Source organism: Kurthia sp. 11kri321, assembly GCF_001534765.1.
Lineage (GTDB): Bacteria > Bacillota > Bacilli > Bacillales_A > Planococcaceae > Kurthia > Kurthia gibsonii.
This window is the reverse complement of the sequence record NZ_CP013217.1, coordinates 2,770,001-2,796,467: the sequence shown is the minus strand read 5'-3', so window position 1 is coordinate 2,796,467 and position 26,467 is coordinate 2,770,001. Positions and strand designations below refer to the sequence as shown.

Annotated in this window: 21 protein-coding genes, 2 tRNA genes, 2 rRNA genes and 1 pseudogene (1 of these 26 only partly in view); 21 read left to right on the top strand and 5 right to left on the bottom strand. The window is 37.6% G+C overall.

Going from position 1 to position 26,467, the window contains the following annotated elements; genetic code table 11:
• Window positions 1–3 precede the first annotated feature (3 nt).
• From mazG to ASO14_RS13970, 4 genes are all read left to right on the top strand, one after another.
• The gene (gene mazG / locus ASO14_RS13985; protein ID WP_068456719.1) at window positions 4–1,464 is read left to right on the top strand and encodes a bifunctional methyltransferase/pyrophosphohydrolase YabN; all 1,461 of its coding nucleotides are present in this window, start codon (window positions 4–6) and stop codon (window positions 1,462–1,464) included.
• Complete coding sequence (locus ASO14_RS13980) at window positions 1,461–1,751, top strand: RNA-binding S4 domain-containing protein (protein ID WP_068456716.1); 291 nt, start codon at window positions 1,461–1,463, stop codon at window positions 1,749–1,751. Before mazG ends, ASO14_RS13980 begins: the two co-directional genes overlap by 4 nt.
• A gap of 118 nt (window positions 1,752–1,869) precedes the next feature.
• A complete protein-coding gene (locus tag ASO14_RS13975; RefSeq protein WP_068456713.1) occupies window positions 1,870–2,286 on the top strand; it encodes an FtsB family cell division protein in 417 nt (138 codons plus the stop codon).
• 293 nt (window positions 2,287–2,579) lie between these two features.
• The gene (locus ASO14_RS13970; RefSeq protein ID WP_068456711.1) at window positions 2,580–3,023 is read left to right on the top strand and encodes a S1 domain-containing RNA-binding protein; all 444 of its coding nucleotides are present in this window, start codon (window positions 2,580–2,582) and stop codon (window positions 3,021–3,023) included.
• Between the two features lie 230 nt (window positions 3,024–3,253).
• Here the strand turns inward: ASO14_RS13970 and ASO14_RS13965 are convergent.
• Window positions 3,254–3,325, bottom strand: a tRNA-Glu gene (locus tag ASO14_RS13965).
• A gap of 5 nt (window positions 3,326–3,330) precedes the next feature.
• Window positions 3,331–3,404 (bottom strand) — tRNA-Met (locus ASO14_RS13960).
• A 283-nt stretch (window positions 3,405–3,687) separates the two neighbouring features.
• On the opposite strand from ASO14_RS13960, the gene tilS reads away from it, so the two are divergent.
• From tilS to hslO, 4 genes are all read left to right on the top strand, one after another.
• On the top strand, window positions 3,688–5,094 hold the full coding sequence (tilS, locus tag ASO14_RS13955) for a tRNA lysidine(34) synthetase TilS (RefSeq protein ID WP_068456708.1): 1,407 nt from the start codon (window positions 3,688–3,690) through the stop codon (window positions 5,092–5,094).
• Window positions 5,095–5,122: 28 nt separating this feature from the next.
• Entirely contained in the window at window positions 5,123–5,665 is a 543-nt protein-coding gene (hpt, locus tag ASO14_RS13950; RefSeq protein WP_068456705.1) for a hypoxanthine phosphoribosyltransferase, read from the top strand.
• Between the two features lie 120 nt (window positions 5,666–5,785).
• Entirely contained in the window at window positions 5,786–7,774 is a 1,989-nt protein-coding gene (gene ftsH, locus ASO14_RS13945) for an ATP-dependent zinc metalloprotease FtsH (RefSeq protein ID WP_068456702.1), read from the top strand.
• A gap of 110 nt (window positions 7,775–7,884) precedes the next feature.
• Window positions 7,885–8,772, top strand: coding sequence for an Hsp33 family molecular chaperone HslO (gene hslO, locus ASO14_RS13940; protein ID WP_068456699.1), 888 nt, complete (start codon window positions 7,885–7,887; stop codon window positions 8,770–8,772).
• 55 nt (window positions 8,773–8,827) lie between these two features.
• Here the strand turns inward: hslO and gabR are convergent, their stop codons facing one another.
• The gene (gabR, locus tag ASO14_RS13935) at window positions 8,828–10,222 is read right to left on the bottom strand and encodes a MocR-like transcriptional regulator GabR (RefSeq protein WP_068456696.1); all 1,395 of its coding nucleotides are present in this window, start codon (window positions 10,220–10,222) and stop codon (window positions 8,828–8,830) included.
• 316 nt (window positions 10,223–10,538) lie between these two features.
• Between gabR and nhaC the strand changes: the two genes are divergently transcribed.
• The 4 genes from nhaC (at window position 10,539) to cysK (ending at window position 16,022) form a co-directional block, all read left to right on the top strand.
• Window positions 10,539–12,005: a Na+/H+ antiporter NhaC gene (nhaC, locus tag ASO14_RS13930; RefSeq protein ID WP_197409926.1), complete on the top strand. Its 1,467-nt coding sequence runs from the start codon at window positions 10,539–10,541 to the stop codon at window positions 12,003–12,005.
• 17 nt (window positions 12,006–12,022) lie between these two features.
• Window positions 12,023–13,387, top strand: coding sequence for a putrescine aminotransferase (locus ASO14_RS13925; RefSeq protein ID WP_068456690.1), 1,365 nt, complete (start codon window positions 12,023–12,025; stop codon window positions 13,385–13,387).
• A 28-nt stretch (window positions 13,388–13,415) separates the two neighbouring features.
• A complete protein-coding gene (locus ASO14_RS13920; RefSeq protein WP_068456687.1) occupies window positions 13,416–14,909 on the top strand; it encodes an aldehyde dehydrogenase family protein in 1,494 nt (497 codons plus the stop codon).
• 174 nt (window positions 14,910–15,083) lie between these two features.
• Window positions 15,084–16,022 (top strand): cysteine synthase A, encoded by a 939-nt coding sequence (cysK, locus tag ASO14_RS13915; protein ID WP_068456684.1) that lies wholly within the window; start codon window positions 15,084–15,086, stop codon window positions 16,020–16,022.
• A gap of 160 nt (window positions 16,023–16,182) precedes the next feature.
• On the opposite strand, the gene ASO14_RS13910 is transcribed toward cysK, so the two are convergent.
• On the bottom strand, window positions 16,183–16,683 hold the full coding sequence (locus ASO14_RS13910; RefSeq protein ID WP_231726962.1) for an amino acid oxidase: 501 nt from the start codon (window positions 16,681–16,683) through the stop codon (window positions 16,183–16,185).
• A 105-nt stretch (window positions 16,684–16,788) separates the two neighbouring features.
• Window positions 16,789–17,744 (bottom strand): annotated as a pseudogene (locus ASO14_RS15220) (IS1595 family transposase); the annotation flags it as partial.
• Window positions 17,745–17,980: 236 nt separating this feature from the next.
• Between ASO14_RS15220 and ASO14_RS13900 the strand changes: the two are divergent.
• The 9 genes from ASO14_RS13900 to ASO14_RS13860 all read left to right on the top strand — a co-directional run.
• Window positions 17,981–19,339, top strand: coding sequence for an anthranilate synthase component I family protein (locus ASO14_RS13900; RefSeq protein ID WP_068457600.1), 1,359 nt, complete (start codon window positions 17,981–17,983; stop codon window positions 19,337–19,339).
• Complete coding sequence (gene pabA / locus ASO14_RS13895) at window positions 19,336–19,905, top strand: aminodeoxychorismate/anthranilate synthase component II (RefSeq protein ID WP_068456678.1); 570 nt, start codon at window positions 19,336–19,338, stop codon at window positions 19,903–19,905. Before ASO14_RS13900 ends, pabA begins: the two co-directional genes overlap by 4 nt.
• Before the next feature lie 11 nt (window positions 19,906–19,916).
• The gene (pabC, locus tag ASO14_RS13890) at window positions 19,917–20,756 is read left to right on the top strand and encodes an aminodeoxychorismate lyase (RefSeq protein WP_068456675.1); all 840 of its coding nucleotides are present in this window, start codon (window positions 19,917–19,919) and stop codon (window positions 20,754–20,756) included.
• Window positions 20,753–21,580, top strand: coding sequence for a dihydropteroate synthase (gene folP / locus ASO14_RS13885; RefSeq protein WP_411815015.1), 828 nt, complete (start codon window positions 20,753–20,755; stop codon window positions 21,578–21,580). The genes pabC and folP overlap by 4 nt, the downstream gene beginning before the upstream one ends.
• A gap of 11 nt (window positions 21,581–21,591) precedes the next feature.
• Window positions 21,592–21,960: a dihydroneopterin aldolase gene (folB, locus tag ASO14_RS13880; RefSeq protein ID WP_068456671.1), complete on the top strand. Its 369-nt coding sequence runs from the start codon at window positions 21,592–21,594 to the stop codon at window positions 21,958–21,960.
• Complete coding sequence (folK, locus tag ASO14_RS13875) at window positions 21,957–22,448, top strand: 2-amino-4-hydroxy-6-hydroxymethyldihydropteridine diphosphokinase (RefSeq protein WP_068456669.1); 492 nt, start codon at window positions 21,957–21,959, stop codon at window positions 22,446–22,448. The genes folB and folK overlap by 4 nt, the downstream gene beginning before the upstream one ends.
• A 104-nt stretch (window positions 22,449–22,552) precedes the next feature.
• Window positions 22,553–24,049, top strand: a complete 1,497-nt coding sequence (gene lysS, locus ASO14_RS13870) for a lysine--tRNA ligase (RefSeq protein ID WP_197409925.1) — start codon at window positions 22,553–22,555, stop codon at window positions 24,047–24,049.
• Window positions 24,050–24,565: 516 nt separating this feature from the next.
• A 16S ribosomal RNA gene (locus ASO14_RS13865) occupies window positions 24,566–26,113 on the top strand.
• A gap of 203 nt (window positions 26,114–26,316) precedes the next feature.
• Window positions 26,317–26,467, top strand: a 23S ribosomal RNA gene (locus ASO14_RS13860); it runs 2,779 nt beyond the window's last position.
• Together the 16S and 23S rRNA genes form the textbook arrangement of a ribosomal RNA operon.

Here is a 26,467-nt window from a genome sequence, read left to right as displayed (position 1 = left end):
AAAATGAAAGAAATTACAGTTGTAGGTTTAGGTGCAGGTGACTTTGAACAGTTACCGATGGGTGTTTACCGAACATTAAAAAATGCAAAAGAAGTATATATGCGTACATTAGATCATCCTGTTGTCGCGGAATTACAAAAAGAAGGTGTATCATTTATCAGTTTTGATGAAGTGTATGAAAAACATGATGAATTTTTACCCGTATATCAAGAAATCGCTTCTACATTAATTGAAAAAGCTGAAAAGGAACCTGTTCTTTATGCAGTTCCAGGTCATCCACTTGTTGCAGAGATGACGATTCAACTATTAATTGAAGCGGAGAAAAAAGGTGAGATTCAGTTATCGATTGAAGGTGGGCAGAGCTTTTTAGATGCGATGTTTACAACGCTTAAAATTGATCCGATTGACGGCTTCCAAATGGTAGATGGTGCAACGTTTTCCGTTCATCACGTGCATATGCAAAATCATTTATTAATTGCACAAGTGTATGACCAAATTAGCGCCTCACACGTAAAATTAACATTGATGGAGAAGTATCCAGATGATTATGAAGTAACAATCGTAACAGCAGCAGGTTCAAAAGAGGAAGTCATTAAAACGGTACCGTTATATGAATTAGATCACGTTGCGGAAATTAATAATTTAACAACTGTCTATGTTCCACCTGTTCAAGATGCAAAAGAGGCATTAAAGGAGTTTTCAACATTACGTGAAATCATTGCCACACTTCGTAGTCCAGAAGGTTGCGAATGGGACCGTGCGCAAACACATGAAAGTTTAACACGTTATTTACTTGAAGAAGCACATGAAGCAATCCAGGCAGTAAATGAACAAGATGATGACCATATGATTGAGGAATTTGGCGATTTGTTAATGCTTGTTTTAATGAATGCACAAATTGGAGAAGATGAAGGCTATTTCAACTTAGAAGATATTATTCAAGCGATTAACGAAAAAATGATTCGTCGTCATCCGCATGTTTTCGGTGATGTACACGTTGAAAGCGTTGCGGAAATTAATGCGAATTGGGAAAAAATTAAAAAAGAAGAACACCAGAACCATGAAGATGAACCTGTACTAAAAGGTGAGTATCGTGCAGCTTCATCGTTACAAACTTCATATAATTATCAAAAAAAAGCAGCAAAATTAGGGTTTGAATGGGGTACAACTGAAGCATTCTGGGGTAAAGTGGAAGAAGAGTTGGCTGAATTAAAAGAAGCAATTGAAAAAGGAACAAAAGAAGAGCAAATCGAAGAATTCGGCGATGTACTAACGACTCTTGTGAATGTAGCACGCCACTATAAGATTTCTGCTGAAGAAGCGATGGTATTAGCAAATGCAAAATTTGCAAAACGTTTCGGTTATGTAGAGCAACAAGTAAAAGGTAGTTGGGAAGACTACTCTGTAGAAGCATTATTACAATTTTGGAGAGAAGCCAAAGAAAAAGAAGGAGAATCATTATGAGATTAGATAAATTTTTGAAACTCTCACGTTTAATCAAACGTCGTACATTAGCAAAAGAGGTAGCTGATCAAGGGCGTATTGAAATCAACGGGAAAGTGGTAAAAGCAGCGAGTAAAGTAAAAGTGGGCGATGAATTAGCGATTCGCTTCGGTCAAAAAATTGTAACAGTACGAGTAGAGTTATTAAAAGATGTTGTGCGTAAAGAAGAAGCAAGTACAATGTACACAATTTTAAAAGAAGAAAGACTGGAAAAAATCGAGCCACAATTCATTGACGATGAAGAATAGGTAGAAAAAAGAACTATTTTTTGTTAATTTATTGCAAAAATGTGGTTTGACAATACAATATTTGTCGATTTTCCTTTATAATGAACAAATAGATTGGTCAAAAAAAGGAGGAGAGATTGTGTCTGAAAGAAAGCGTAATACAGTAAGTCGTATTCATACAGAATTTGCAAAACAAGAAGAGCTTCGTGAAAAAAGACTACATAATAAAAAAGTTTCGCTGTATCGAAATCTCGCTATTATGGGTACAGTTTTCTTCTTAATTATGGGTACATTAGTATTTACAATTATAAATCAGCATCAAGTATTGAAAAAAGAACAACAAGAACAAGTAGCATTAAAAAAAGAAAAGTTAGAACAAAAGCAATATAAGAAAGAATTAAATGCGCAACTCGTAAAATTAGATGATGATGATTACATCGCTAAGATTGTACGAAAAGACTTATTTTTATCTAAAAAAGGTGAGAAAATATTCCATTTACCAGAAGACTCAGAAGACGACGAAGGAATAGATCTTACGGAAAATGAAAAGAAGTAGTGTTGTTGACACGTGTTTTTTCATCGTTATAATAAGAGTAAGTCATAAGCAAGTTTAAAGTCATTGGAACTTTAAATATGTTCATCTGACGCGTCTTATTGTAAAATAAGAATAAGCAATACAGATGAATGAGCGATTGCGTATCATTCCCGTCGGACTACGGCTGAATTACTTGCAGTGGATATTCATATAGTGTATATGGGTAGAACAATGAAGTATTGAAGAAAAGTACCAAACAATATGGTTATTGACTAGAGATAGTCGCTTAAATTCTAAGGAGGAGCATTTTTTTTATGGCAATTGAAGTAGGCAGCAAAGTGCAAGGTAAAGTAACAGGTATTACAAATTTTGGAGCATTCGTTGAATTACCAGATAACTCAACAGGTCTTGTGCATATTAGTGAAGTTGCTGATAACTATGTAAAAGATATTAACGATCATTTAAAAGTTGGAGAAATGGTTGAAGTTAAGGTAATGAATGTGGAAGCTGATGGTAAAATTGGACTTTCAATTCGTAAAGCAAAACCTCAAGCAGAACGTCCAGAGCGTCCAGAACGCCCGCAACGTCCTCGTCATAACAATAATCGTGGTGGCGGAAATCGTGGCGAGAGTCGTCAACCGCAAGAGAACTTCGAACAAAAAATGGCACGTTTCTTAAAAGACAGTGAAGACCGTCTAACAACATTAAAGCGTGCAACTGAATCAAAACGCGGTGGCCGTGGAGCAAAAAGAGGTTAATTTGCAAACTCTTTGGTCATAGAAAAAGTGTTTGAATAGATCTTAAAAGGTGAGAGAATTCTTGATCAAGAATTCTCTCACCTTTTTATAGTTATCGAAAATAGCCATTTTTAAAAAGATTGTTTATAATAATTGTAATAAATTCCTTATATAGCATGATTCAATTAGTTTATTATTATCGTAAAAAAACAAAAAAAGAAACTTTCCTAATTGGAAAGCTTCTTTTAATATGACCCCTACGGGATTCGAACCCGTGTTACCGCCGTGAAAGGGCGGTGTCTTAACCGCTTGACCAAGGGGCCGATTATGGCGACCGAGGGGATCGAACCCCCGACCTTTCGGGTATGAACCGAACGCTCTAGCCAGCTGAGCTAGGTCGCCGTTAGTTGCTGTCTTTTTGACAACATAGATTATATTACAAGAGGATTGCGATACCGTCAACCCATTTTTGAAAAAAAAATAATACTTTGCAAAAGTATTTGTTTTTCCACGATATTTATAGCATTTTTTAGAAAAAATTGGGGTATTAAATAAGGAATGAAAAATAATACCATCTTATTTGGTATTGATTTATAAAATATTTGATAAGGAGGGGGATTTCAACACTTTATTCTATTACTTCTACCTCTGTAAAATGCTATGATAAAGCTAAGAGGTGAAAGAGATGGTCAAATTTGAGCAGGAAGTGAATGAATATATTCAAACTCATGCGTTGATTCAATCTGGAGATCGCATTTTAGTTGCATGTTCAGGTGGAATTGATTCGATTGTCCTTTTACACTTTCTACACACTTATCAAAAACATTATGCAATTGATTTAGCAGCTGTACATGTAAACCATATGTTACGCGGTGAAGCGTCGTATGAAGATCGACAGTTTGTAGAAGATTTTTGTAAGGAAAGAGAAATCCCTGTTTTCTCTACAGATATTCCAATTTCTGAAATTTTGAAAAGAGAGAATGGTAATTTACAAGACACTTGTAGAAGAGAACGGTATCACTATTTTGAACAAGTGATGAAGCAACATCATTATAATAAATTAGCTGTGGCACACCATGCTGATGACCAAATGGAGACGGTATTAATGGCTCTTATAAAAGGAGCTCATATCCAAGGGGTTCTAGGTATGTCTGCTGAGAAATCTTGGTGCTCATTTAAAATTATTCGCCCTTTTCTAAGTGTAACAAGAGAACAACTCGTCGCGTATTTAAATAGTCAATCTTTAATGTATAGAGAAGATGCAAGTAATGCAAAAGACGATTATTTACGAAATCGTATACGCCATCATGTCGTTCCTTTTATGAAGAAAGAGAATCCACAAGTTGCAGCAGCTTTTCAGTATTTTACCGAAAAAGAGCAAGCAGAAGATGTTTATTTAAACGAGCAAGCAGAAAGTGTTTTAAAACAGTGTGAAATACAAAAAAGTGATGATGAGATTTATCTGCGTATTCTTCCGTTTCAAAAGCAGTCACTTGCTTTACAAAGAAGAGCCATTCTACTACTATTAAAATATCTTTACAAAGATACAATCGTTGCGCAAAGTCATGCACTTTGGACAGCTATTTTAGAGCTTATTCAAAAAACAGATGGACATAACGAAATTTCACTGCCTTTAGGAGGAAGAGCGATTCGCACATATGATGTTTTGGTTTTAACAAAACGTCCACAAGTACAGCAAGTCGTCCAACCACTTCAGCTGCAATTAGGTGAATGGGTCACCTTAATAAATGGTTGTAAAATAGGAGTGTTCCAAAAAAGTTCAGCGCCACAAGTAAGTAAATACGTTAAAAGTTACATACTGTCTACACAACAACTTCCTTTAACCATTCGAACAAAAGAAGTTGGTGATCGTATGTACTTACCAGGTGTGAATGGTTCTAAAAAGGTATCACGCATTTTAATTGATGCGAAAATACCGCAGTCAAAAAGAAGTACATGGCCTATTCTTGTGGATGCAAAGAATCAAATTTTAGCGATTCTAGATTTACGAGTGAGTCGTCTTTTACAAGACGATATGCGTTCAATAGATGATGGTGTAGTATTAATGATAGATACCGCTCCAAAGCAGTAATCTATTTATATTTAAGGAGGATACAAATATGCTTCAAAAGGACATCGAAGAAGTATTAATTTCTGAAGAACAATTACAAGAAAAAATGAAAGAACTTGGTGCACAGTTAACAGCTGATTATCAAGACAAATTCCCATTATTAGTGGGTGTTTTAAAAGGTGCTATGCCTTTTATGGCAGATTTAATGAAGCGTATTGATGCATACATCGAAATTGATTTCATGGATGTAACAAGCTATGGTAACGCAACGGTATCTTCAGGTGAAGTAAAAATCGTAAAAGATTTGAATACAAGTGTTGAAGGTCGCGATATTATCATCATTGAAGATATCATCGATTCAGGTTTAACACTAAGCTATCTAGTAGATTTATTTAAATATCGTAAAGCAAAATCAATTAAAATCGTAACATTATTAGATAAGCCATCAGGACGTAAAGTGAAGCTAGAAGCAGACTATGTAGGCTTCGACGTACCAGATGCGTTCGTTGTTGGTTATGGTTTAGACTACGCAGAAAAATATCGTAACTTACCATATATTGGCGTGCTGAAAAAATCAGTTTATTCATTTTAAAATAATGTGACAAATTTCACTTGAAATTTGTTTAAAACAAAGCTTTTAAATTGTACGCGCAAATAGTCATATGATAAGATTTATTATAGTTTTTCTGTTTACCTTGTGAGGAGGCTGGGGATGAATCGAGTATTTCGATACGCCATATTGTATTTATTGATTTTCCTCGTGATTGTAGGGATTTTTGGCACATTCAATGGCAAAAATAAACCGACAAAAGAATTGAATTATCACGAGTTTGTAACAGCGTTAGAAGATGGACAAATTACAGAGGCGGATATTCAACCTGAAAGGTTAGTATTCGTTGTAAAAGGTAAGTTAGAAGGTTATAAACAAGATGAATCGTTTATTACGAATGTACCACAAGATGATCAGGAATTATTAAACTTAATTCGTAAAGCAGCGCAAGATAATAAGAACAATATTAATTTCTTACCTGCACAAGAATCAAATGGTTGGTTATCGTTATTAACAGGGATTATCCCATTCATCATTATTTTCATTCTCTTCTTCTTCTTATTAAATCAATCTCAGGGCGGTGGAAACCGTGTAATGAGTTTTGGTAAGAGTAAAGCAAAATTGTATGATGACCAAAAGAAACGTGTACGCTTCACAGATGTAGCTGGTGCTGATGAAGAAAAGCAAGAGCTTGTAGAAGTAGTAGACTTCTTGAAGGATCATACGAAATTTGAAGAGATTGGTGCACGCATTCCGAAGGGGATTCTATTAGTAGGTCCTCCAGGAACAGGTAAAACATTATTAGCACGTGCGGTAGCTGGTGAAGCAGGCGTACCATTCTTCTCGATTTCAGGTTCTGATTTCGTAGAGATGTTTGTCGGTGTCGGTGCGTCACGTGTACGTGATTTATTTGAAAATGCGAAGAAAAATGCGCCATGTATCATTTTCATCGATGAAATTGATGCAGTAGGTCGTCAACGTGGAGCTGGTGTTGGTGGTGGTCACGATGAACGTGAACAAACATTAAACCAATTACTTGTTGAGATGGATGGTTTCGGAGCAAATGAAGGTATTATTATCATTGCTGCCACAAACCGCCCAGATATTTTAGACCCTGCATTGTTACGTCCAGGTCGTTTTGACCGTCAAATTACAGTAGGTCGTCCAGATGTTAAAGGTCGTGAAGCTGTATTAAAAGTTCATGCACGTAAAAAACCATTAGATGAATCAGTAGATTTAAAAGCAATCGCACAACGTACACCAGGATTCTCTGGTGCCGATTTAGAAAACTTATTAAATGAAGCTGCACTTGTTGCTGCTCGTTCAAATAAGAAGAAAATCGATATGGGTGATATTGATGAAGCAACAGACCGTGTAATCGCGGGTGTTGCGAAAACAAGCCGCGTAATCTCTGAGAAAGAACGTAACATCGTTGCTTATCATGAAGCAGGTCACGTTGTTGTTGGTTTAACACTTGATGAAGCTGAAAAGGTTCATAAAGTAACCATCGTACCACGTGGACAAGCAGGTGGTTATGCAGTAATGCTTCCAAAAGAAGATCGTTACTTCATGACAAAACCAGAGCTTCTTGATAAAGTAGCGGGCTTACTTGGTGGACGTGTAGCAGAAGATGTCGTATTTGGTGAAGTATCAACAGGTGCGCATAATGACTTCCAACGTGTTACAAGTATTGTTCGTTCAATGGTTACAGAATACGGTATGAGTGATAAGTTAGGTCAATTACAATTCGGCGCAAATCAAGGTGGTAATGTATTCTTAGGACGCGATATGTCTTCAGAACAAAATTACTCTGATAAAATCGCATATGAAATTGATCAAGAGATGCAATCAATGGTTGCAGAACAATATCAACGTACAAAAGATATTCTGACTGAACGTCGTGAATTATTAAATCTAATCGCACAAACGCTATTAGAAGTTGAAACACTAGATGCAGAACAAATCGAACACTTAGAGAAGTATGGTAAGTTACCAGAACGCTCATATGAAAAGAAAAAAGTAGACGATGATCCAGAAGCACTTGTGTTAGATGAAACATTTGGAGGAGACCCTGATCCATCGACAGCGGATCTTCCAAAACCAGATTCATTAAGTAAAAATAAAGACGGTATTCAAGAAGAACGTGAATAAAAAATTTTGACCGACTCTCCGAGTCGGTCAACTTTTTTTTATAGGAGTACCTGTGTTATGATGTCGAAAGATGTTTTAATTATGCTTATAAAGAAAAGAGGATATAATACATGTCAGATTATTTAGTAAGAGCAATTGGTTTTAACGGAAGTGTGCGTGCATTTGCTGTAAGCTCAACAGAAACAGTAGGTGAAGCACAACGTCGACACGATACATGGCCAACAGCTTCAGCAGCACTTGGACGTACAATGACTGCTGGTGTCATGATGGGTGCTATGCAAAAAGGTGACGACCAATTAACAATTAAAGTTCAAGGTGACGGTCCTATTGGTGCGATTATCGTTGACGCAAACGCAAAAGGTGAAGTACGTGGTTATGCAATGAACCCGCACGTGGATTTTGAATTAAATCAATTCGGTAAATTAGATGTACGCCGTGCTGTAGGTACACAAGGTTCGTTATCTGTTGTAAAAGATGCTGGATTACGTGATTACTTTACAGGACAAGTTGAATTAGTATCAGGTGAATTAGGTGAAGATTTCGCATATTACTTCACAAAATCGGAACAAACACCGTCAGCAGTTGGTTTAGGTGTACTTGTTAATCCAGATTATACAATTAAAGCAGCAGGGGGCTTCATTGTCCAAGTTATGCCAGGTGTAGATGATGAAACCATTACACAAATCGAAGAAGCACTATCAAAAATTGAACCTGTTTCAAAAATGATTGAAAAAGGCTTCACACCAGAAGAAATTTTAGAAGCAGTGTTAGGTAAAGAACATGTCGAAATTTTAGATCGCCAAGATGTTACATTCTCATGTAACTGTTCAAAAGATCGTTTTTCAAATGCTTTAATTGGACTAGGTGAAGAAGAATTACAGGCGATGATTGATGAAGATCATGGTGCAGAAGCTGAATGTCATTTCTGTATGGAAAAATACAGTTATTCAGAAGACGAATTACGCGATATTATCGAAGAAGTACGCGCTCAAAAATAATACAAAAAAGCTTTCCGCTCAAGTTTGGAGTGGAAAGCTTTTTTATTTATGTCATTTAACGATTTAAAATATTTTTTAATTTTTTCACTGCATAGGGGATTTCATGCAATTGTAAGCTAGCAAACCCTAGAATAAAATAACGCCCATCATCCTCATCCTCTACAGGTGTAAGGTAAAAGCGTTCTAAACTAAAAATTTCAAGACTTTCATTTTTGGCACATTCTAAAATCTCTGCATAAGATCTTTCTGTATTGTAATGAATAATAAAATGTAGTCCAGCTGGCACATCGATAATATTTAAGTCCTCGTCAAAAGCCTCTTCTAGTGTATGAATTAAACATTTGCGTACTTCTTCAAAGTGTTCAGTCATGGTTGATAAGTGTTTTTGGTAATAACCATCTTTCATAAAAAAATGTAAAGTATATAAGTTTAATGTGTTACAAGATGGAATTAAATGATTGAATTTTTCTTTATACTTTTTTAAAAGGTTAGGTGGCAGTACCATATAACTAATACGAATACCAGGAAACAATGTTTTGGAGAATGTACCCATGTAGATAGTACGTTGACTACGATCCAAACTTTGTAGCGAGGGAATATGCGCTGTTTCATATTTATATTCACTATCATAATCATCTTCAATAATATAACGCTCTTGCGGAACGTTGACCCAGTTTAATAATTCAAATCTTCTAGAGATCGGCATAATCATCCCCATAGGAAATTGATGTGCAGGTGTGACACATACGAGTTGGACATCTTGATTTTGAAGTCGTTCTACATCAAACCCCTTTTCATCAAGAGGTACCGTTAATACATCCCATCCATAATCTTCAATTAACGCTTTATAACGTGCGTAACCTGGATTTTCTAATGCGATGGTATGCGGTGCATCATCAAATAATTCGAGTAGTTGGCTCATTAAAGCCTGACTAGAAGAATGAAGCACTACTTGCTCTGGCTCACAACGTACACCTCGTTTAAAGTTCAAATGTTGTGCTAAAGTCTGACGCACAATGTAAGGTCCTTGCTGGTGAGATAAGTGAGATAGCTCATTATTGAATTGCTGAATCGCTTTTTGCTCACACTTTAACCATTCGTTATAAGGAAACAGGCTCATATTCGAAGCCATATGTGAAAATGAAGTCTGGTAAGGGCGTTCAATCGGCTGCTCTTTTAATTCAGCTGGTAGCCCACTCCATTCTTGATCATCTAAATCATACCTTGTAATGTCCTCTACAAAATATCCTTTTCTTTCTAAACTATAAACATACCCTTCTACAATAAGTTGATCGAGTGCGACAATGACGGAGTTAATACTCACGTTGAATTGCTCGGAAATTTTTCTTTTAGATAATAATTTCTCATGAGGTTGATAATTCCCAGCTAAAATTTGTTCTTTGATGCGTTCATATACAAGTTGATATTTATATTTTTTATCTTTTAGCATCGTATGTCACAACTCCTTTTTGAAAAGTGGTTCTTATTTTTTTTTGAAAGTGGTTCTTTTCTTTTTTTCTATAAATTGGCATACTTTTAATAAGTTAGAAAATTAAGAATGTTTGTAGCGTAAAATTGAATAAGCGAGAATAATTTATATGTGTAAAAATATGTATATTTTAATAGCGCTGAAAACTCTCAGAATAAGTGTAACATATTCTTACTTTTCTGAAAACGTATGGAGTGTACCTGAAAAATGGATATCCATAAGTAAATCAATCATTCTTGATCAATTAAAGAACATGAAGGAGGGACTTCGCTTGAGAATGCGAGAAAAAAGAGTGCCAACAGTGGGTATTGCTCTAATACCCATCGTTTCAATGGTTGTATTGTTATTTGTGGGTGTATTTATGTATGGATCGGACCCACATGTACCAATCATGCTAAGTGCGGTAGTTGCTAGTTTAGTAGCATTGTACTTAGGCTTTTCTTGGAAGGAACTAGAGCAAGGAGTCATGAAAGGAATCACCCTTTCCTTACAAGCCCTACTCATTTTAATTATCTTGGGAACATTAATCTCGACATGGTTAGCTGCAGGTATTGTCCCGACAATGATTTACTATGGTGTGGAATTTTTATCACAAGGCCTATTTCTCCCAATCGCAATCGTTATTTGTAGTTTAGTAGCAGTAGCTTCAGGTAATGCTTGGACAGCTGCAGGCACAATTGGTATTGCTGTAATGGGAATTGGTACTGTATTTGGTTATAATCCGGCAATGGTAGCGGGGGCAGTTATCTCAGGGTGTTATTTTGGTGATAAACTTTCACCGCTATCAGAAACAACGAATATGTCACCAGGTATTACAGGTGTAGAGTTATTCGACCATATTCGTAATATGATGTTTACGACGATGCCAGCTTGGATTATCTCCATTATTCTATTCTTTATTTTAGGATTATCTCAAAATACGAAAAATGGAAGCGCTGACACAATCGTAACATTACAAAATGACTTAAAAGAGTTATTTGTCATCTCACCATGGTTACTGATTGTACCTGTTATTGTTCTCGTATTAATTGCTTTTCGTATGCCGGCTATCCCTGGGCTACTAATTGGTTCTATTCTTGGCTTTGTAACAGCGATAATCGTACAAGGCGCTTCAATTAAAAAAGTTTTAGGGACAATGGTTTCAGGTTACGAAGGAAAATCAAATAACGAGGTAATTAATAACCTTTTAAACAATGGTGGCATCGAAACGATGATGTACACAGTAAGTCTCGTTATGTTAGCGATGAGCTTAGGCGGTATTTTAGAAACAACAGGTATTTTAGAAGTACTCGTAAATAGCTTACTGAATTTAGCTAAATCAACAGGTAGTCTAATTGCTACAACAGTTGTTACATGTATTTCTGCAAATGTCGTAGCTTGTGACCAATATTTATCGATTCTACTACCAGGACGTATGTATTTAACGGCGTATAAAAAGAGAGGACTTCATCCAAAAGCTTTATCGAGGACACTCGAAGATGCTGGAACGATGTCATCACCACTTGTTCCGTGGAACACATGTGGAGCTTTTATGGCAGCCACGCTTGGAGTAGCGACGATTGAATATGCGCCTTACGCATTCTTATGTATTATCAGTCCAATTATTGCGATTCTTTTCGGAATCTTTAATATCAAAATTGCTAAATTAGATCCACAAGAGCAGCTTGAGTTTGCTGAAGCAACTTTAGCAGCTGAAAAATTGGAAAATTCATATGTTTTAAATAATAAAGTCGACTTCGACTAACAAAGGAGAACAATTATATGTCAAACAATAATCAAGTATTACAATATATCAACCAAGTATTAAGTTTAGTAGAAAAGAAGGAATTAACTTCTGAAGACGCGAAATGGATTACAGAGGAAACAGTTAATGGTTTCCGCGAAAATATTAATCCTGGATTTTTAGAATATCGTAAAACGGTAACAGTTGATAATCAATTTGCTGCTGTTGAGTGGTCAGATGAAGGTTCACACTTCAAAGATGTAAACGGTAAAGAATATTTAGACTGCCTAGGTGGTTTCGGTATTTATAATGTAGGTCACCGTAATCCGAAAGTGGTAAAAGCAGTTATGGATCAATTACAGCACCAAGCACTACACTCACAAGATTTACTTGATCCACTACGCGGTATGCTAGGTAAAGTTTTAGCAGAAATCACACCAGGAGATTTAAAATATTCATTCTTTACAAACAGTGGTACAGAATCAGTAGAATGTGCGTTGAAAATTGCAAAAATGTACAACACTGAACGCTCAACTTTTATCGCAGCCACAAAAGCATTCCACGGTAAAAGCTTAGGTTCTTTATCAAGTACAGCAAAAGGTGTGTTCCGTAAACCATTCCAACCATTAATTCCTGGATTCCGTCATGTACCATACGGCGATCTTGATTATATGCGTAAAACATTCGAAGCATGTCAGTCAACAGGTGATGATGTAGCAGCAGTAATTTTAGAACCAATTCAAGGCGAAGGCGGAATCATTATTCCAACTCGTGAGTACTTACAAGGTGTACGCGATTTATGTGACGAGTTCGGCGCATTATTAATTTTTGATGAAGTACAAACAGGTATGGGACGTACAGGTGCGATGTTCGCTTCAGAATTATTCGGTGTAACACCAGATTTACTTGCTCTTGCAAAAGCATTCGGCGGTGGAATTATGCCAGCAGGTGCTGTAGTGGGTAGCGAAAAAGTATTCTCTGTATTATTCGACAACCCATTCATGCATACAACAACATTCGGTGGTAACCCACTTGCATGTGCAGCAGCTCTTGCAACAATTAGTGTCCTTTTAGAAGATAACTTACCAGCGCGCGCAGCAGAAGTTGGCGAATATATGTTAAAAGGTCTTCGTGAAGCAGCAACAGAACATGGCGATAAAGTATTAGAAGTACGTGGTATTGGTTTAATGATTGGTATTGAATTCCACACAGATGAAATTGGATATGAAGTATCAAAAGGAATGTTCGATGAAGGCATTCTTGTAGCAGGAACATTAATCAACTCGAAAACAATTCGTATTGAGCCACCACTAACAATTTCTTACGAAGAAGCAGATCAAGTAATCAACACATTCAAAAAAGTACTATCTGAAAAATTTGATACAGCTGTATTAGCTAAATAAAACGAACATCAGAAGGGACGGAGCATACATGGAAGCAACGCAAGCGGTAAAAACATTAAAAAACTATATTAATGGTGAATGGCAAAAGCCTTCATCAAATCATGTAGAGGATGTCATTAACCCAGCAACAGGTGAAGTAATCGGTAAAATTCCTTTTTCAACAAAAGAAGATACAGAGCGCGCGATTCAAGCAGCACGTCAAGCATTTGAAAGTGGTATTTGGTCTGAAAAGACAACGCATGAACGTGCAGCAGTTCTGTTGAAAATTGCGGATTTAATTGAAGCAGAAGCTGATGAACTTGCGAAAGCAGAAACAATTGATAACGGTAAAATTCTAGCAGAATCAGAATTCGATGTTGCAGATGCAGCAGCTTGTTTCCGCTATTATGCTGGTATTATGCTTCATCCAGATGGTGAAACGTATCATGTACCAGATAATGTGCAAGCAATGGTTGTAAAAGAACCAGTGGGCGTTACGGGACTAATTGTTCCGTGGAACTTCCCGATTCTTATGTCGGTTTGGAAGATTGCGCCTGCATTAGCAGCAGGAAATGCGATTGTTTATAAACCATCTGAAGTTACACCGATGAATGCACAACGCCTTGTTGAAATCATTGAAGAAGCAGGCGTTCCAAAAGGTGTGATGAACATGGTCATTGGTGACGGGCAAACAGTAGGGCAAACCATTTCTGAAAGTCATGATGTAGATATGGTTTCATTTACGGGAAGTACAGCAGTTGGTCGTGAAATTATGAAGGCTGCTTCTGGTAACTTGAAAAAGATTTCACTTGAATTAGGTGGAAAGTCGCCAAATATTATTTTCGCAGATGCAGACTTAGAAACAGCTGTGGATTATGGTCTATTCGGCATTTTCTTCGGCTCAGGCCAAGTATGTTCTTCAGGTAGTCGTATTCTTGTAGAAGAGAGCATTTATGATGCTTATGTAGAACGTTTTGCAGAACGTGCAAAATTAATTAAAGTGGGACCAGGACTAAATCCAGAGTCAAACATGGGTGCGATTGTTAGCCAAAAACAATTGGATCGTATTCTCTCTTATATTGAAATCGGTAAAGAAGAAGGCGCACGTCTAGTTTCAGGTGGTCATCGTGTGACAGCAGATGGTTTAGACAAGGGATTCTTTATTGAACCAACTGTTTTCGCTGACTGTACCCCAGATATGCGTATCGTTCGTGAAGAAATTTTTGGTCCTGTTGTAACAATTCAAAAATTTAAAACAGAAGAAGAAGCTATCCAATTAGCAAACGATACTGATTATGGTTTAGCTGGTGGTGTATTCTCTGGTGACGGCGCCAAAGCGTTACGTGTTATTAAAAAAGTGCGTGCAGGTATCACATGGGTGAATGATTATCACCCAACATATGTGGAAGCGCCATGGGGTGGATATAAACAATCGGGTATTGGTCGTAGTTTAGGTAAATACAGTTTGGAAGAATTCCAAGAAGTAAAACAGATTAATATTCGTTTAAATGTAGAGCCAAATGGTTGGTTCCCAACGAATTAAATAAAAGAAAGGGAGTCGCTTCATAATAAGGAGTGGCTCTTTTTTTACGAAAATTTAGAAAAATACATTTTTTGTCACATTTTAGGGTATCTTTTGATTGACATTCATAAAATGCGCGCGTATTATTAAATTAATAAAACATACAAATTTACTAGGGATTAGGAGTGGGATTGCATGACAAATCAAATTGTACAATCAGTAACAGATTTAGTAGGTAATACACCAATCGTTAAATTAAATAACTTAACAGGACCAAATGACGCAAACGTATATGTGAAATTAGAATATATGAACCCAGGAAGTTCTGTAAAAGATCGTCTAGCTTTAGGTATGGTAGAACAAGCTGAAAAAGACGGTATTTTAAAAGAAGGTAGCACATTAATTGAGCCAACTTCAGGTAATACAGGAATCGGTTTAGCGATGATTGCTGCTGCAAAAGGTTATAAATCAGTCATCGTAATGCCAGATACAATGTCAATGGAACGTCGTAACTTATTACGTGCATATGGTGCAGAATTAATCTTAACACCAGGTGCAGAAGGTATGAAAGGCGCTATTGCAAAGGCAGAAGAACTTGCAAAAGAAAATGGCTGGTTCTTACCGCAACAATTCGAAAACCCTGTAAATGCTGTTGTTCACCGCGAAACAACAGGTCCAGAAATCGTTGATGCATTCGAACAAGCTGGTTTAACATTGGATGCGTTCATCGCAGGTGTTGGTACAGGCGGTACAATTACAGGTGCAGGTGAAGTATTAAAAGCAAAATTCCCTGAACTAGAAGTAATCGCTGTAGAACCAAAAGATTCGCCTGTATTAGAAGGTGGAAAACCAGGTCCACATAAAATCCAAGGTATTGGTGCTGGTTTCGTACCAAAAGTATTAAACACAGAAGTATATGGCTCTGTTTTCCCAGTAGAAAATGAAGCAGCATTTGATACAGCACGTAAAGTAGCAAAAGAAGAAGGTATTCTAGGTGGTATTTCTTCTGGAGCAGCAGTATATGCAGCACTTGAAACAGCAAAACGTCTTGGAAAAGGCAAAAACGTACTAGCAGTTCTTGCTTCAAACGGAGAACGTTACCTATCAACACCACTTTATCACTTTGATGACTAATCAATAGATGATTGAATAAGAGGAATTGTGCTTTGGCGCAGTTCCTTTTTTGTGTTTGGCTCTGTTTAACTTGATTGTTGTTTTTCTTCAAATTAAAAGCGTATTCGGGAAATTTCGAATACGCTGGTTTGCGAGTGGCAAATACATAAAAATCTACCCTTTATAACGTTTCAACCTTTTGAAAAATCTCTTTGTAAAGGATATCCAACTCTTTTTCATCTTTCAAATAGAAATACCAAGCATCTTCTCTATTTGCATCAATATCAGATAAATAAATTGTCGTATGCGAACCATTATTTAATGATTCCCAATGAGCCGTTTTAAAGGTAGTCCCTTCTCTTGTAAATGGAAAATGACGTTTTGTTGAATCGAAAAAAATAATAGGCATTTTAGAATTATCATAAACTTTAATAAATCTATCATCTGATGCTTCTTCAAACATCACTGGTGTTATCATAACCGCATCAAAATTTGTTGAAATACGCAATGTATCTTCACTAAATTCATCTAATAGAATTTGTTCGAATTGAATTTTTTCGTTATTCATTTCAGGAATATCACCAACCACAGCAATTTTTAAAGGTACTCCATCATATTTAACCTCATCATTTGAACACGCAACTAATAATAACAAACTTATTATTAATAAAATTTTTCTCAAATTTATCCCCCCTTCTTTTTTCGTAATCCTGTTCTTTTATTAGCTAAGGCTACTTGTTTTTCATTCATTATACATTATCGTTCTACAAATATTCCCAAAACATTTTTATGCTATCATTTTTCTTAATGGTATCGTTGCGTTTGTTTCGTTTATTGGGTATAAGCAACTTTCCACCGCAAATGCACGAATACTACGTTCATTAGAATCAAACGAAAGTGTATCCAAGAAATTAAACCATTCCAAATACTGTTGCAAATATTTTGTAGCAACTCCTTTAAAACGTATTATCCATTGTTTTAAGCGTTGATGAAAATTATTTACATTTTGTATATGAAAAATCCCCTTAGTTCATTCTGCACCTGTTTTAAAACGATAGTGTGTAAATCCTTTATCATTTGCATACGTTTTAAACGCTCGCCAAGCATCGGTGCATAGTACGGTTGAAGAATTCAATTTATCACCAATTGCTTTATCTAATTGTTTTTTCGTTATACGACCACGACCAAGTAACCCAACAAAAGTATTTTTTGTTCGGTCACGAGCCACTAATACACATACTTGTTCGTGACTAATCCCTTTAAATTGAGATTTACCACCCCGTTTGCGAGGTTTTCTTCCTGCGATTTTACGCTTTCCTTTTTCAGAGTATAAGAAGTAAGTTTCGTCCATTTCAACAATTTCTTCGAATGAATTGATTTTAATTTGTGATAAGGCAGGAAGGATTTTATGTCGCCAAAAAATAACGTAGTATGTGAAATTCCCTTCATCTTTTTAGCGGATTCATGAAGGCTTAATCCACTTAACATACATTCGATAAATTCTAACCAACGATTTGATTTTCTTGTTCGATAAATAGGCGTAGCAGTTGATTCTGTAAATGTTTTTTGACAGTTTTTACAACGATATCGTTGACGCTTTACCGTTTTTAACCCATTTTTCACTTCAAATGTCCCAAAACGAACAACATTTGAAGCAGTACTATGAACACAACACAGCCCATTCTTTGCTTTCGTTTCACTTACTTCTTGAAAAACAGGTCGAGTACCGTGAAGGGGCATTAATAATCTCAACTACCTTCATAACTTCGCCCCTCCGAACAGATATTCTTAACAGTGTTTTAGAATGAATGTTCGTAATAGTCAAATATCAACAACTTAATTAAACAGAGCCTTGTGTTTAAAATATAGTCACTTTTGCGAAAACTTCCAACATTTCATATACTAGGGACAACAGAGAAAATACATACAGTGGGGGAATTACTTTGACGAATCAGCTTTTTCAAACAGATGCGTTTCCGATGACGAAGGACGCATTTTTTTATCGCTATAAACGACAGACACAGCAAGAAGTACATCATATTTTATTAGAGAGTGGACGAGGGGGAAAGCAGTCGATTGCTGCTTGGAATCCACTAGCAATTATTTCATCACAAGATAATGGTATTCGTATTGATTGGCGAGATGGTTCAGTAGAAGAGCGCGTGGGGGAATCACTTCATTTAATAGAAGAACTAACAAAAGAATATGCAGTAACATCGAATAGTGAATTTTTTACAGGTGGTGTAATGGGGACAGTTTCATATGACTACACGCGTAAAATTGAAAAATTAGCTGAAACAGCAGAAGCAGATGTACGATTACCAGATCAGTATATGTATTTAGTGGATGCTTGGGCAGTATATGATGAAGCAAATCAAAATGTGACATTGATGAAGACTTCAACAAGTAAAGTAGATTTAGAAAAGTGGCAAGAAGAATGGGAAGTAGAAGGTTCTGAACGAATCTTTTCTGCAGATACATTAAGTGTGCAACATCAGATGGAGCCGCGAGATGTATCGATGACAGGGGAACAGTTCGAACAAGCTGTACGAAAGATTCAAGAATATATTGCACAAGGTGATGTATTCCAAGTGAACTTATCTGTGCGTCAGTCGAAAGAATTCACAACAGATGCGATTGTTTTATATGAGGCGCTTCGTACATTTAATCCTTCACCATACATGGCATTCATTCAATCACCAGATTTTGCGATTGTATCAGGCTCACCAGAATTACTTGTGAAAAAAGAAGGAACAGCTCTCTCAACACGTCCGATTGCAGGAACGCGTCCACGTGGTGCAAATGATGCGGAAGATTTAGCACTTGCAAATGAACTAATAGAACATCCAAAAGAACGTGCAGAACATGTTATGTTAGTTGACTTAGAACGCAATGATTTAGGAAAAGTATCAGCTTACGGTACTGTTCATGTCGATGAATTTATGGTTATCGAGAAGTATTCACATGTGCAGCATATCGTATCTAATGTTCGAAGTGAATTAGATCCTTCTAAATCGAATGCCGATGTAGTACGTGCGATGTTCCCAGGCGGTACAATTACAGGTGCCCCGAAAATTCGTACGATGGAAATTATTGAAGAACTGGAGCCTGTTCGACGCGGTATTTATACAGGATCAATCGGTTGGATGGGCTATAATGGCGATTTAGACTTCAATATTGTGATTCGAACAGCTTTCATTCAAGATGAGCGTGTGCATATTCAAGCAGGAGCAGGGATTGTTATTGATTCGATTCCAGAGAAAGAATATGAGGAATCGCTGAATAAAGCAAAATCAATGTGGCAAGCAGTTCAGATGGTGGAGGAGTTGACGAAATGATTTTAATGATTGATAACTATGATTCATTTATCTACAATATCGTGCAGTACTTTGGTGAGTTAGGTGAAGAATTGTTTGTAAAACGAAATGATGAAGTAAGCATTGCTGAAATTGAAGAATGGAATCCGAAAATGATTGTTATCTCTCCAGGACCATGTTCACCGAATGAAGCAGGTATGAGTTTAGAAATCATCCAGCATTTTGCAGGGAAGATTCCGATTTTAGGCGTATGTTTAGGTCATCAATCGATTGCGCAAGTATTCGGTGGAGATGTCATTCGTGCAGAACGTCTTATGCATGGCAAAACGTCACCTGTCTATCATGAGAACAAAGGGATGAACCAGAATATGCCGAACCCATATATCGCTACACGTTATCATTCTTTAATTGTTGACCCAAAAACATTACCTGACTGTTTAGAAGTTACATCTTGGACAGAGGAAGGCGAGATTATGGGGTTACGTCATAAAGAATATGCTGTAGAAGGTGTCCAGTTCCATCCTGAATCGATTATGACTGAAAAAGGGCTTATGTTATTAGAAAACTTCATTAAAACATATTGTTAGGAGGAAAGTGTATGTGGTGCTTTAAAGATGGTGAATTTGTAAGAGCAGAAGATTTACATATTTCACCTTTTGATCATGGTTATTTATACGGGCTTGGTTTTTTTGAGACGTTTCGTACATATGATGGGGAACCATTCCTATTCGCAGAGCATATGCAGCGTATAAGAGAAGCGCTTGCTACGTATCGCATTCAATTACCTTATACAGATGTGGAATTAAAAGAAGTCATTCGAGAGTTAACAGCTAAATCGAACGGTGAAGACGGTTATTTTCGTTTGAATGTCTCTGCTGGAGATGAAGGACTCGGATTACAAGCGAGAACATATGAAAATCCAACAGTTATCATTTTTCGTAAGGAACTACCACCTGTTTGCCGAGAAAAGTCAGCTGTTTGGCTTGATACGATCAGAAGTCAACCAGAACAAACGACACGATTCAAATCACACCACTACGCCAATAATATTTTAGCGCGCCAAGAAGTACCTTCACTAAAAGATTTAGAAGGTTTTTATGTGACAGAACAGGGCAATGTAGCGGAAGGGATTACATCAAATATCTTTTGGGTAACCAATGGTCGAATCTATACACCTTCTTTGGAAACGGGTATTTTAAACGGGATTACAAGACAATTTGTAATGGAAATAGCGCGTAGCTTGGAAATTCCTTTAATTGAAGGTCTCTATCAAAAAGAAGAGGTAGAACAAGCAGATGAATGTTTTGTAACAACTTCTATTCAAGAAATTGTAGCGATACGAAAGTTGGGTGCGAAGGAATTTAAAGGTTGTGATGGTGAAGTGTATCAACAATTATACGAAGCTTATCAAAAGAGAATTGAGGGATTACGTCTATGATGTTAGAACATTATAAAGAAAAGCCAATCGGAAACCATACATTACATTTTGGAAAAGAAACATATGTGATGGGTATTTTAAATGTGACACCAGATTCATTTTCAGATGGTGGGCAATTTAATTCGGTAGAACGTGCAGTTGTTCATGCAAAAGAGATGGTAGCAGATGGCGCTAAGATTATCGACATTGGCGGTGAATCAACACGACCAGGTTATACACCTGTATCAATTGAAGAGGAGATTCAACGTGTTGTGCCTGTTATTCGTGCCATTCGTAAAGAATTAGATGTTTTGATTTCGATTGATACATTCAAATCAGAAGTAGCAGAGGCGGCTTTAGAAGCAGGAGCACATATTGTGAATGATATCTGGGGAGCGAAGCATGATCCGAATATTGCGAAGGTAGCAGCTAAGTGGGATGCGCCGATTATTCTGATGCATAACCGACAACAAGAATATGTAGGGGACGCTTTTTTCCAAGCAGTACGTGAAGATTTAGAAGAAAGTATTCGAATTGCTTTGGAAGCAGGAGTGCCACATGAAAACATTTGGCTCGACCCGGGTATTGGTTTTGGAAAAACACATGAGCAAAATATTGAGATGATGCGTTATTTAGCTGAACTTGTTGATTATGGTTATCCTGTACTACTTGCGACTTCAAGAAAACGCATGATTGGTCATATTTTAGATTTACCTGTTGAGGAACGAATGGAAGGAACGGGTGCAAGCTGTTGTTACGGTGTAGATAAGGGCTGTCATATGGTACGTGTACATGATGTGAAGCCGATTGCCCGTATGATGAAAACAATGGACGCTTTACGATAGGAGAGAGAGAATTGGATTATATTCATTTAAGAGATGTAGAGTTTTATGGCTATCATGGTGTATTAGAAGCGGAAACAACATTAGGACAACGTTTCCGAGTGACATTAAAATTAGCTGTGGATTTAAAAGAAGCAGGTCAAACAGATGATTTAAACAAAACAGTGAGTTATGCAGAAGTATATGAGTTAACAAAAGAGATTGTAGAAGGCAAACCATACAAACTAATTGAGGCTGTAGCTGAGAAAATTGCACAAACAATTTTAAGTACATTTACGAATCAAGTAAAAGGCGTGCAAGTCGAAGTGATTAAACCAGACCCACCAATTCCAGGGCATTATCGTGAAGTGGCTGTTGAAATTACACGAGGTGAGGGAATATGACGCGCGCTTATATCTCATTAGGTTCGAATATGGGGGATAAAGTAGCGTCTCTAAAGCAAGCAGTTGAACTTTTACAAGCACATGAACACATCCAAGTTATTCGAGTTTCTTCTATATATGATACGGATCCTGTTGGATATGAAGATCAGGATGTATTTATGAATATTGTAGCGGAAGTAGAGACTGAGCTAACAGGAGAAGAATTACTAACTGTGTGCCAATCAATTGAACAAGAATTGAAGCGCGTAAGAGTAGTGCGTTGGGGCCCACGTACGATGGATTTAGATATTATATTATATGGTGATGAAGTAATCGATACACCCATACTGACTGTACCGCACCCACGAATGCATGAGCGAGCTTTCGTATTAGTTCCATTGGTTGAACTGAACGCAGAAGTTATACATCCTGTACAACGAAAAAGTGCAGAAGAACTCCTTTCTGAGAATGGACATGATGGTGTACGATTGTTTGAAAAATGGACATAGGCACTTTCAATCAAAAGAAAATGAGAGGAAAGGCATGAATTGTATGCTAAAATTGTGTACAATAAATACATTATGGACTGCTATGAGCGGAACAATTATAAGGAGTGAAAGATGTGTCAGAAGAATTAAATGACCAAGTTTTGGTGAGACGCCAAAAGATGGATTCAATCAGAGAAGCTGGCTTAGATCCATTCGGTCAACGCTTTGAAAGAACGCACTTAACAAATGAATTACATGAACAATTTGAAGCTGTTTCAAAAGAAGAGTTAGAAGAAAGAGAAGCAGTAGAGGTAGTTGTAGCTGGTCGTATTATGACGAAGCGTAGTAAAGGTAAAGTAGGCTTCGCAAACATTCAAGATTTAGGTGGCCAAATTCAAATTTATGTACGTAAAGATGCGATTGGTGAAGAAGCTTATGAAATCTTTAAACGTGCAGACTTAGGTGACATTGTTGGGATTAAAGGAACGCTCTTTAAAACAAACGTGGGTGAATTAACAATCAAAGCATTAGAGTTCACTTTCTTAACAAAGTCATTACGCCCAATGCCTGAAAAATTCCATGGTTTACAAGACGTTGAACAACGTTACCGTCAACGTTACTTAGATTTAATGACAAATGATGAAAGCAAAAAAGCATTCATTACACGTAGCCAAATCATTCGTTCAATCCGTAACTTCTTAGATAACAAAGGTTATTTAGAAGTAGAAACACCAATGCTAAACTCTGTAGCAGGTGGAGCAGCAGCACGCCCATTCGTTACACACCATAATGCATTAGATGCACAAATGTATATGCGTATTGCGATTGAGCTTTACTTAAAACGTTTAATCGTAGGTGGATTAGAGAAAGTATATGAAATCGGTCGCGTATTCCGTAATGAAGGTGTATCAACTCGTCATAACCCTGAATTTACATTATTAGAGTTATATGAAGCATATGCAGATTACGAAGATATCATGAATTTAACTGAAGACTTATTCGTTCACGTAGCACAAGAAGTTCTTGGTACAACACAAGTTCAGTACGGTGAAGATGTAATTGATTTATCTAAAGGCTGGAAACGTATGCACATGGTAGATGCTGTTAAAGAAGCAACAGGTGTAGACTTCTGGAAAGAAATGACGAAAGAAGAAGCACAAGCTCTAGCAAAAGAACACCATGTAGAAATCAAAGATACAATGGAAGTAGGACATATCATTAATGAATTCTTCGAACAAAAAATTGAAGAATCATTAGTTCAACCTACATTTGTATACGGTCACCCAGTTGAAATCTCACCATTAGCGAAGAAAAATCCAGAAGATCCTCGTTTCACAGATCGTTTTGAGTTATTCATCGTACGTCGTGAGCATGCAAATGCGTTCACAGAGTTAAATGATCCAATCGATCAACGCGAGCGTTTTGAATCTCAAATGGTTGAGAAGGAACAAGGAAATGATGAAGCACATGAGATGGACGAAGACTTCTTAGAAGCTTTAGAGTATGGTATGGCTCCAACAGGTGGTTTAGGTATTGGTATTGACCGTCTAATTATGTTATTAACAAACTCTCAATCAATTCGTGATGTATTATTATTCCCATTAATGCGTCAACGCGATTAATTATTTCTATATAATATTAAAAGGTATCGATCTTGAATCGATACCTTTTTTATATCCCGTACATTTACTACTTGTAATTTAAAAAGAGAAGATATACAATATAAAACATGTTGTTACGAAGAAGTAATTACATCAAATAATGTAAATAATCTTTTTTAAAAAAGGTGCTTGCAATATTTAAAGTATAGTGATATACTAATTAAGTCGTTAAGAGCTGACGTGAAAAACAAATAAAACTTTTCTAAAAAAGTTCTTGACTATCAAAAAACAACTTGATATAATAACTAAGTCGCTAACGAGTGACTGAGAAAATATCTTGAAAAAAGAATTTTAAAAAGTTCTTGACAAGATAAAATATCATGTTATAATAATAAAGTCGCTAAGGCAACTTAGTGAATGAACCTTGAAAACTAAACAAGCAAGAAGATAATCACAAACAAGTCTTATCACATTAAGTGAATAAGCAATTGTTATCAAAAGATAACGCTAGCAAAGCAAATGAGCTTTCAAACTACTTTTATGGAGAGTTTGATCCTGGCTCAGGACGAACGCTGGCGGCGTGCCTAATACATGCAAGTCGAGCGAATGACGAGAAGCTTGCTTCTCTGATTTAGCGGCGGACGGGTGAGTAACACGTGGGCAACCTGCCCTACAGATCGGGATAACTCAGGGAAACCTGGGCTAATACCGGATAATCCTTCGAATCACATGTTTTGAAGTTGAAAGGCGCTTCGGCGTCACTGTAGGATGGGCCCGCGGTGCATTAGCTAGTTGGTGGGGTAACGGCCTACCAAGGCAACGATGCATAGCCGACCTGAGAGGGTGATCGGCCACATTGGGACTGAGACACGGTCCAAACTCCTACGGGAGGCAGCAGTAGGGAATCTTCCACAATGGACGAAAGTCTGATGGAGCAACGCCGCGTGAGTGATGAAGGTTTTCGGATCGTAAAACTCTGTTGTAAGGGAAGAACAAGTACGTTAGGAAATGAACGTACCTTGACGGTACCTTATTAGAAAGCCACGGCTAACTACGTGCCAGCAGCCGCGGTAATACGTAGGTGGCAAGCGTTGTCCGGATTTATTGGGCGTAAAGCGCGCGCAGGTGGTTTCTTAAGTCTGATGTGAAAGCCCACGGCTCAACCGTGGAGGGTCATTGGAAACTGGGGAACTTGAGTGCAGAAGAGGATAGTGGAATTCCAAGTGTAGCGGTGAAATGCGTAGAGATTTGGAGGAACACCAGTGGCGAAGGCGACTGTCTGGTCTGTAACTGACACTGAGGCGCGAAAGCGTGGGGAGCAAACAGGATTAGATACCCTGGTAGTCCACGCCGTAAACGATGAGTGCTAAGTGTTAGGGGGTTTCCGCCCCTTAGTGCTGCAGCTAACGCATTAAGCACTCCGCCTGGGGAGTACGACCGCAAGGTTGAAACTCAAAGGAATTGACGGGGGCCCGCACAAGCGGTGGAGCATGTGGTTTAATTCGAAGCAACGCGAAGAACCTTACCAGGTCTTGACATCCCAATGACCGTCCTAGAGATAGGATTTTCCCTTCGGGGACATTGGTGACAGGTGGTGCATGGTTGTCGTCAGCTCGTGTCGTGAGATGTTGGGTTAAGTCCCGCAACGAGCGCAACCCTTATTCTTAGTTGCCATCATTTAGTTGGGCACTCTAAGGAGACTGCCGGTGACAAACCGGAGGAAGGTGGGGATGACGTCAAATCATCATGCCCCTTATGACCTGGGCTACACACGTGCTACAATGGACGATACAAAGAGTCGCAAACTCGCGAGAGTAAGCTAATCTCATAAAATCGTTCTCAGTTCGGATTGTAGGCTGCAACTCGCCTGCATGAAGCCGGAATCGCTAGTAATCGCGGATCAGCATGCCGCGGTGAATACGTTCCCGGGCCTTGTACACACCGCCCGTCACACCACGAGAGTTTGTAACACCCGAAGTCGGTGGGGTAACCGTAAGGAGCCAGCCGCCTAAGGTGGGATAGATGATTGGGGTGAAGTCGTAACAAGGTAGCCGTATCGGAAGGTGCGGCTGGATCACCTCCTTTCTAAGGAATATAACGGAAAAGACCTTTGGGTCTTCTACAGATTATCTTACTTGCTGTTTAGTTTTGAAGGCTCATGCAAATGATCTTCAACAATTGTTCTTTGAAAACTGGATAAAACGACATTGAAAGTAACACAAACACAAATTTCTTTTATAGATTTTGAATTATTAAGTTTTAATTTTTTAGGCTTAATAACTTATATAGGTTAAGTTATTAAGGGCGCATGGCGGATGCCTTGGCACTAGAAGCCGATGAAGGACGGCACTAACACCGATATGCTTCGGGGAGCTGTAAGTAAGCTTTGATCCGGAGATTTCCGAATGGGGGAACCCACTGTTTTTAATCGAACAGTAT

What these genes read in the sequence shown, in the direction of transcription:
- pabA (WP_068456678.1), top strand. Translation starts at nt 19,336, where the DNA reads ATGATTTTAATGATTGATAACTATGATTCATTTATCTACAATATCGTG.
- ASO14_RS13920 (WP_068456687.1), top strand. Translation starts at nt 13,416, where the DNA reads ATGGAAGCAACGCAAGCGGTAAAAACATTAAAAAACTATATTAATGGT.
- ASO14_RS13900 (WP_068457600.1), top strand. Translation starts at nt 17,981, where the DNA reads ATGACGAAGGACGCATTTTTTTATCGCTATAAACGACAGACACAGCAA.
- folP (WP_411815015.1), top strand. Translation starts at nt 20,753, where the DNA reads ATGATGTTAGAACATTATAAAGAAAAGCCAATCGGAAACCATACATTA.
- ASO14_RS13925 (WP_068456690.1), top strand. Translation starts at nt 12,023, where the DNA reads ATGTCAAACAATAATCAAGTATTACAATATATCAACCAAGTATTAAGT.
- ASO14_RS13980 (WP_068456716.1), top strand. Translation starts at nt 1,461, where the DNA reads ATGAGATTAGATAAATTTTTGAAACTCTCACGTTTAATCAAACGTCGT.
- pabC (WP_068456675.1), top strand. Translation starts at nt 19,917, where the DNA reads ATGTGGTGCTTTAAAGATGGTGAATTTGTAAGAGCAGAAGATTTACAT.
- gabR (WP_068456696.1), bottom strand. Translation starts at nt 10,222, where the DNA reads ATGCTAAAAGATAAAAAATATAAATATCAACTTGTATATGAACGCATC.
- ftsH (WP_068456702.1), top strand. Translation starts at nt 5,786, where the DNA reads ATGAATCGAGTATTTCGATACGCCATATTGTATTTATTGATTTTCCTC.
- tilS (WP_068456708.1), top strand. Translation starts at nt 3,688, where the DNA reads ATGGTCAAATTTGAGCAGGAAGTGAATGAATATATTCAAACTCATGCG.
- hpt (WP_068456705.1), top strand. Translation starts at nt 5,123, where the DNA reads ATGCTTCAAAAGGACATCGAAGAAGTATTAATTTCTGAAGAACAATTA.
- folK (WP_068456669.1), top strand. Translation starts at nt 21,957, where the DNA reads ATGACGCGCGCTTATATCTCATTAGGTTCGAATATGGGGGATAAAGTA.
- mazG (WP_068456719.1), top strand. Translation starts at nt 4, where the DNA reads ATGAAAGAAATTACAGTTGTAGGTTTAGGTGCAGGTGACTTTGAACAG.
- nhaC (WP_197409926.1), top strand. Translation starts at nt 10,539, where the DNA reads ATGCGAGAAAAAAGAGTGCCAACAGTGGGTATTGCTCTAATACCCATC.
- hslO (WP_068456699.1), top strand. Translation starts at nt 7,885, where the DNA reads ATGTCAGATTATTTAGTAAGAGCAATTGGTTTTAACGGAAGTGTGCGT.
- ASO14_RS13970 (WP_068456711.1), top strand. Translation starts at nt 2,580, where the DNA reads ATGGCAATTGAAGTAGGCAGCAAAGTGCAAGGTAAAGTAACAGGTATT.
- cysK (WP_068456684.1), top strand. Translation starts at nt 15,084, where the DNA reads ATGACAAATCAAATTGTACAATCAGTAACAGATTTAGTAGGTAATACA.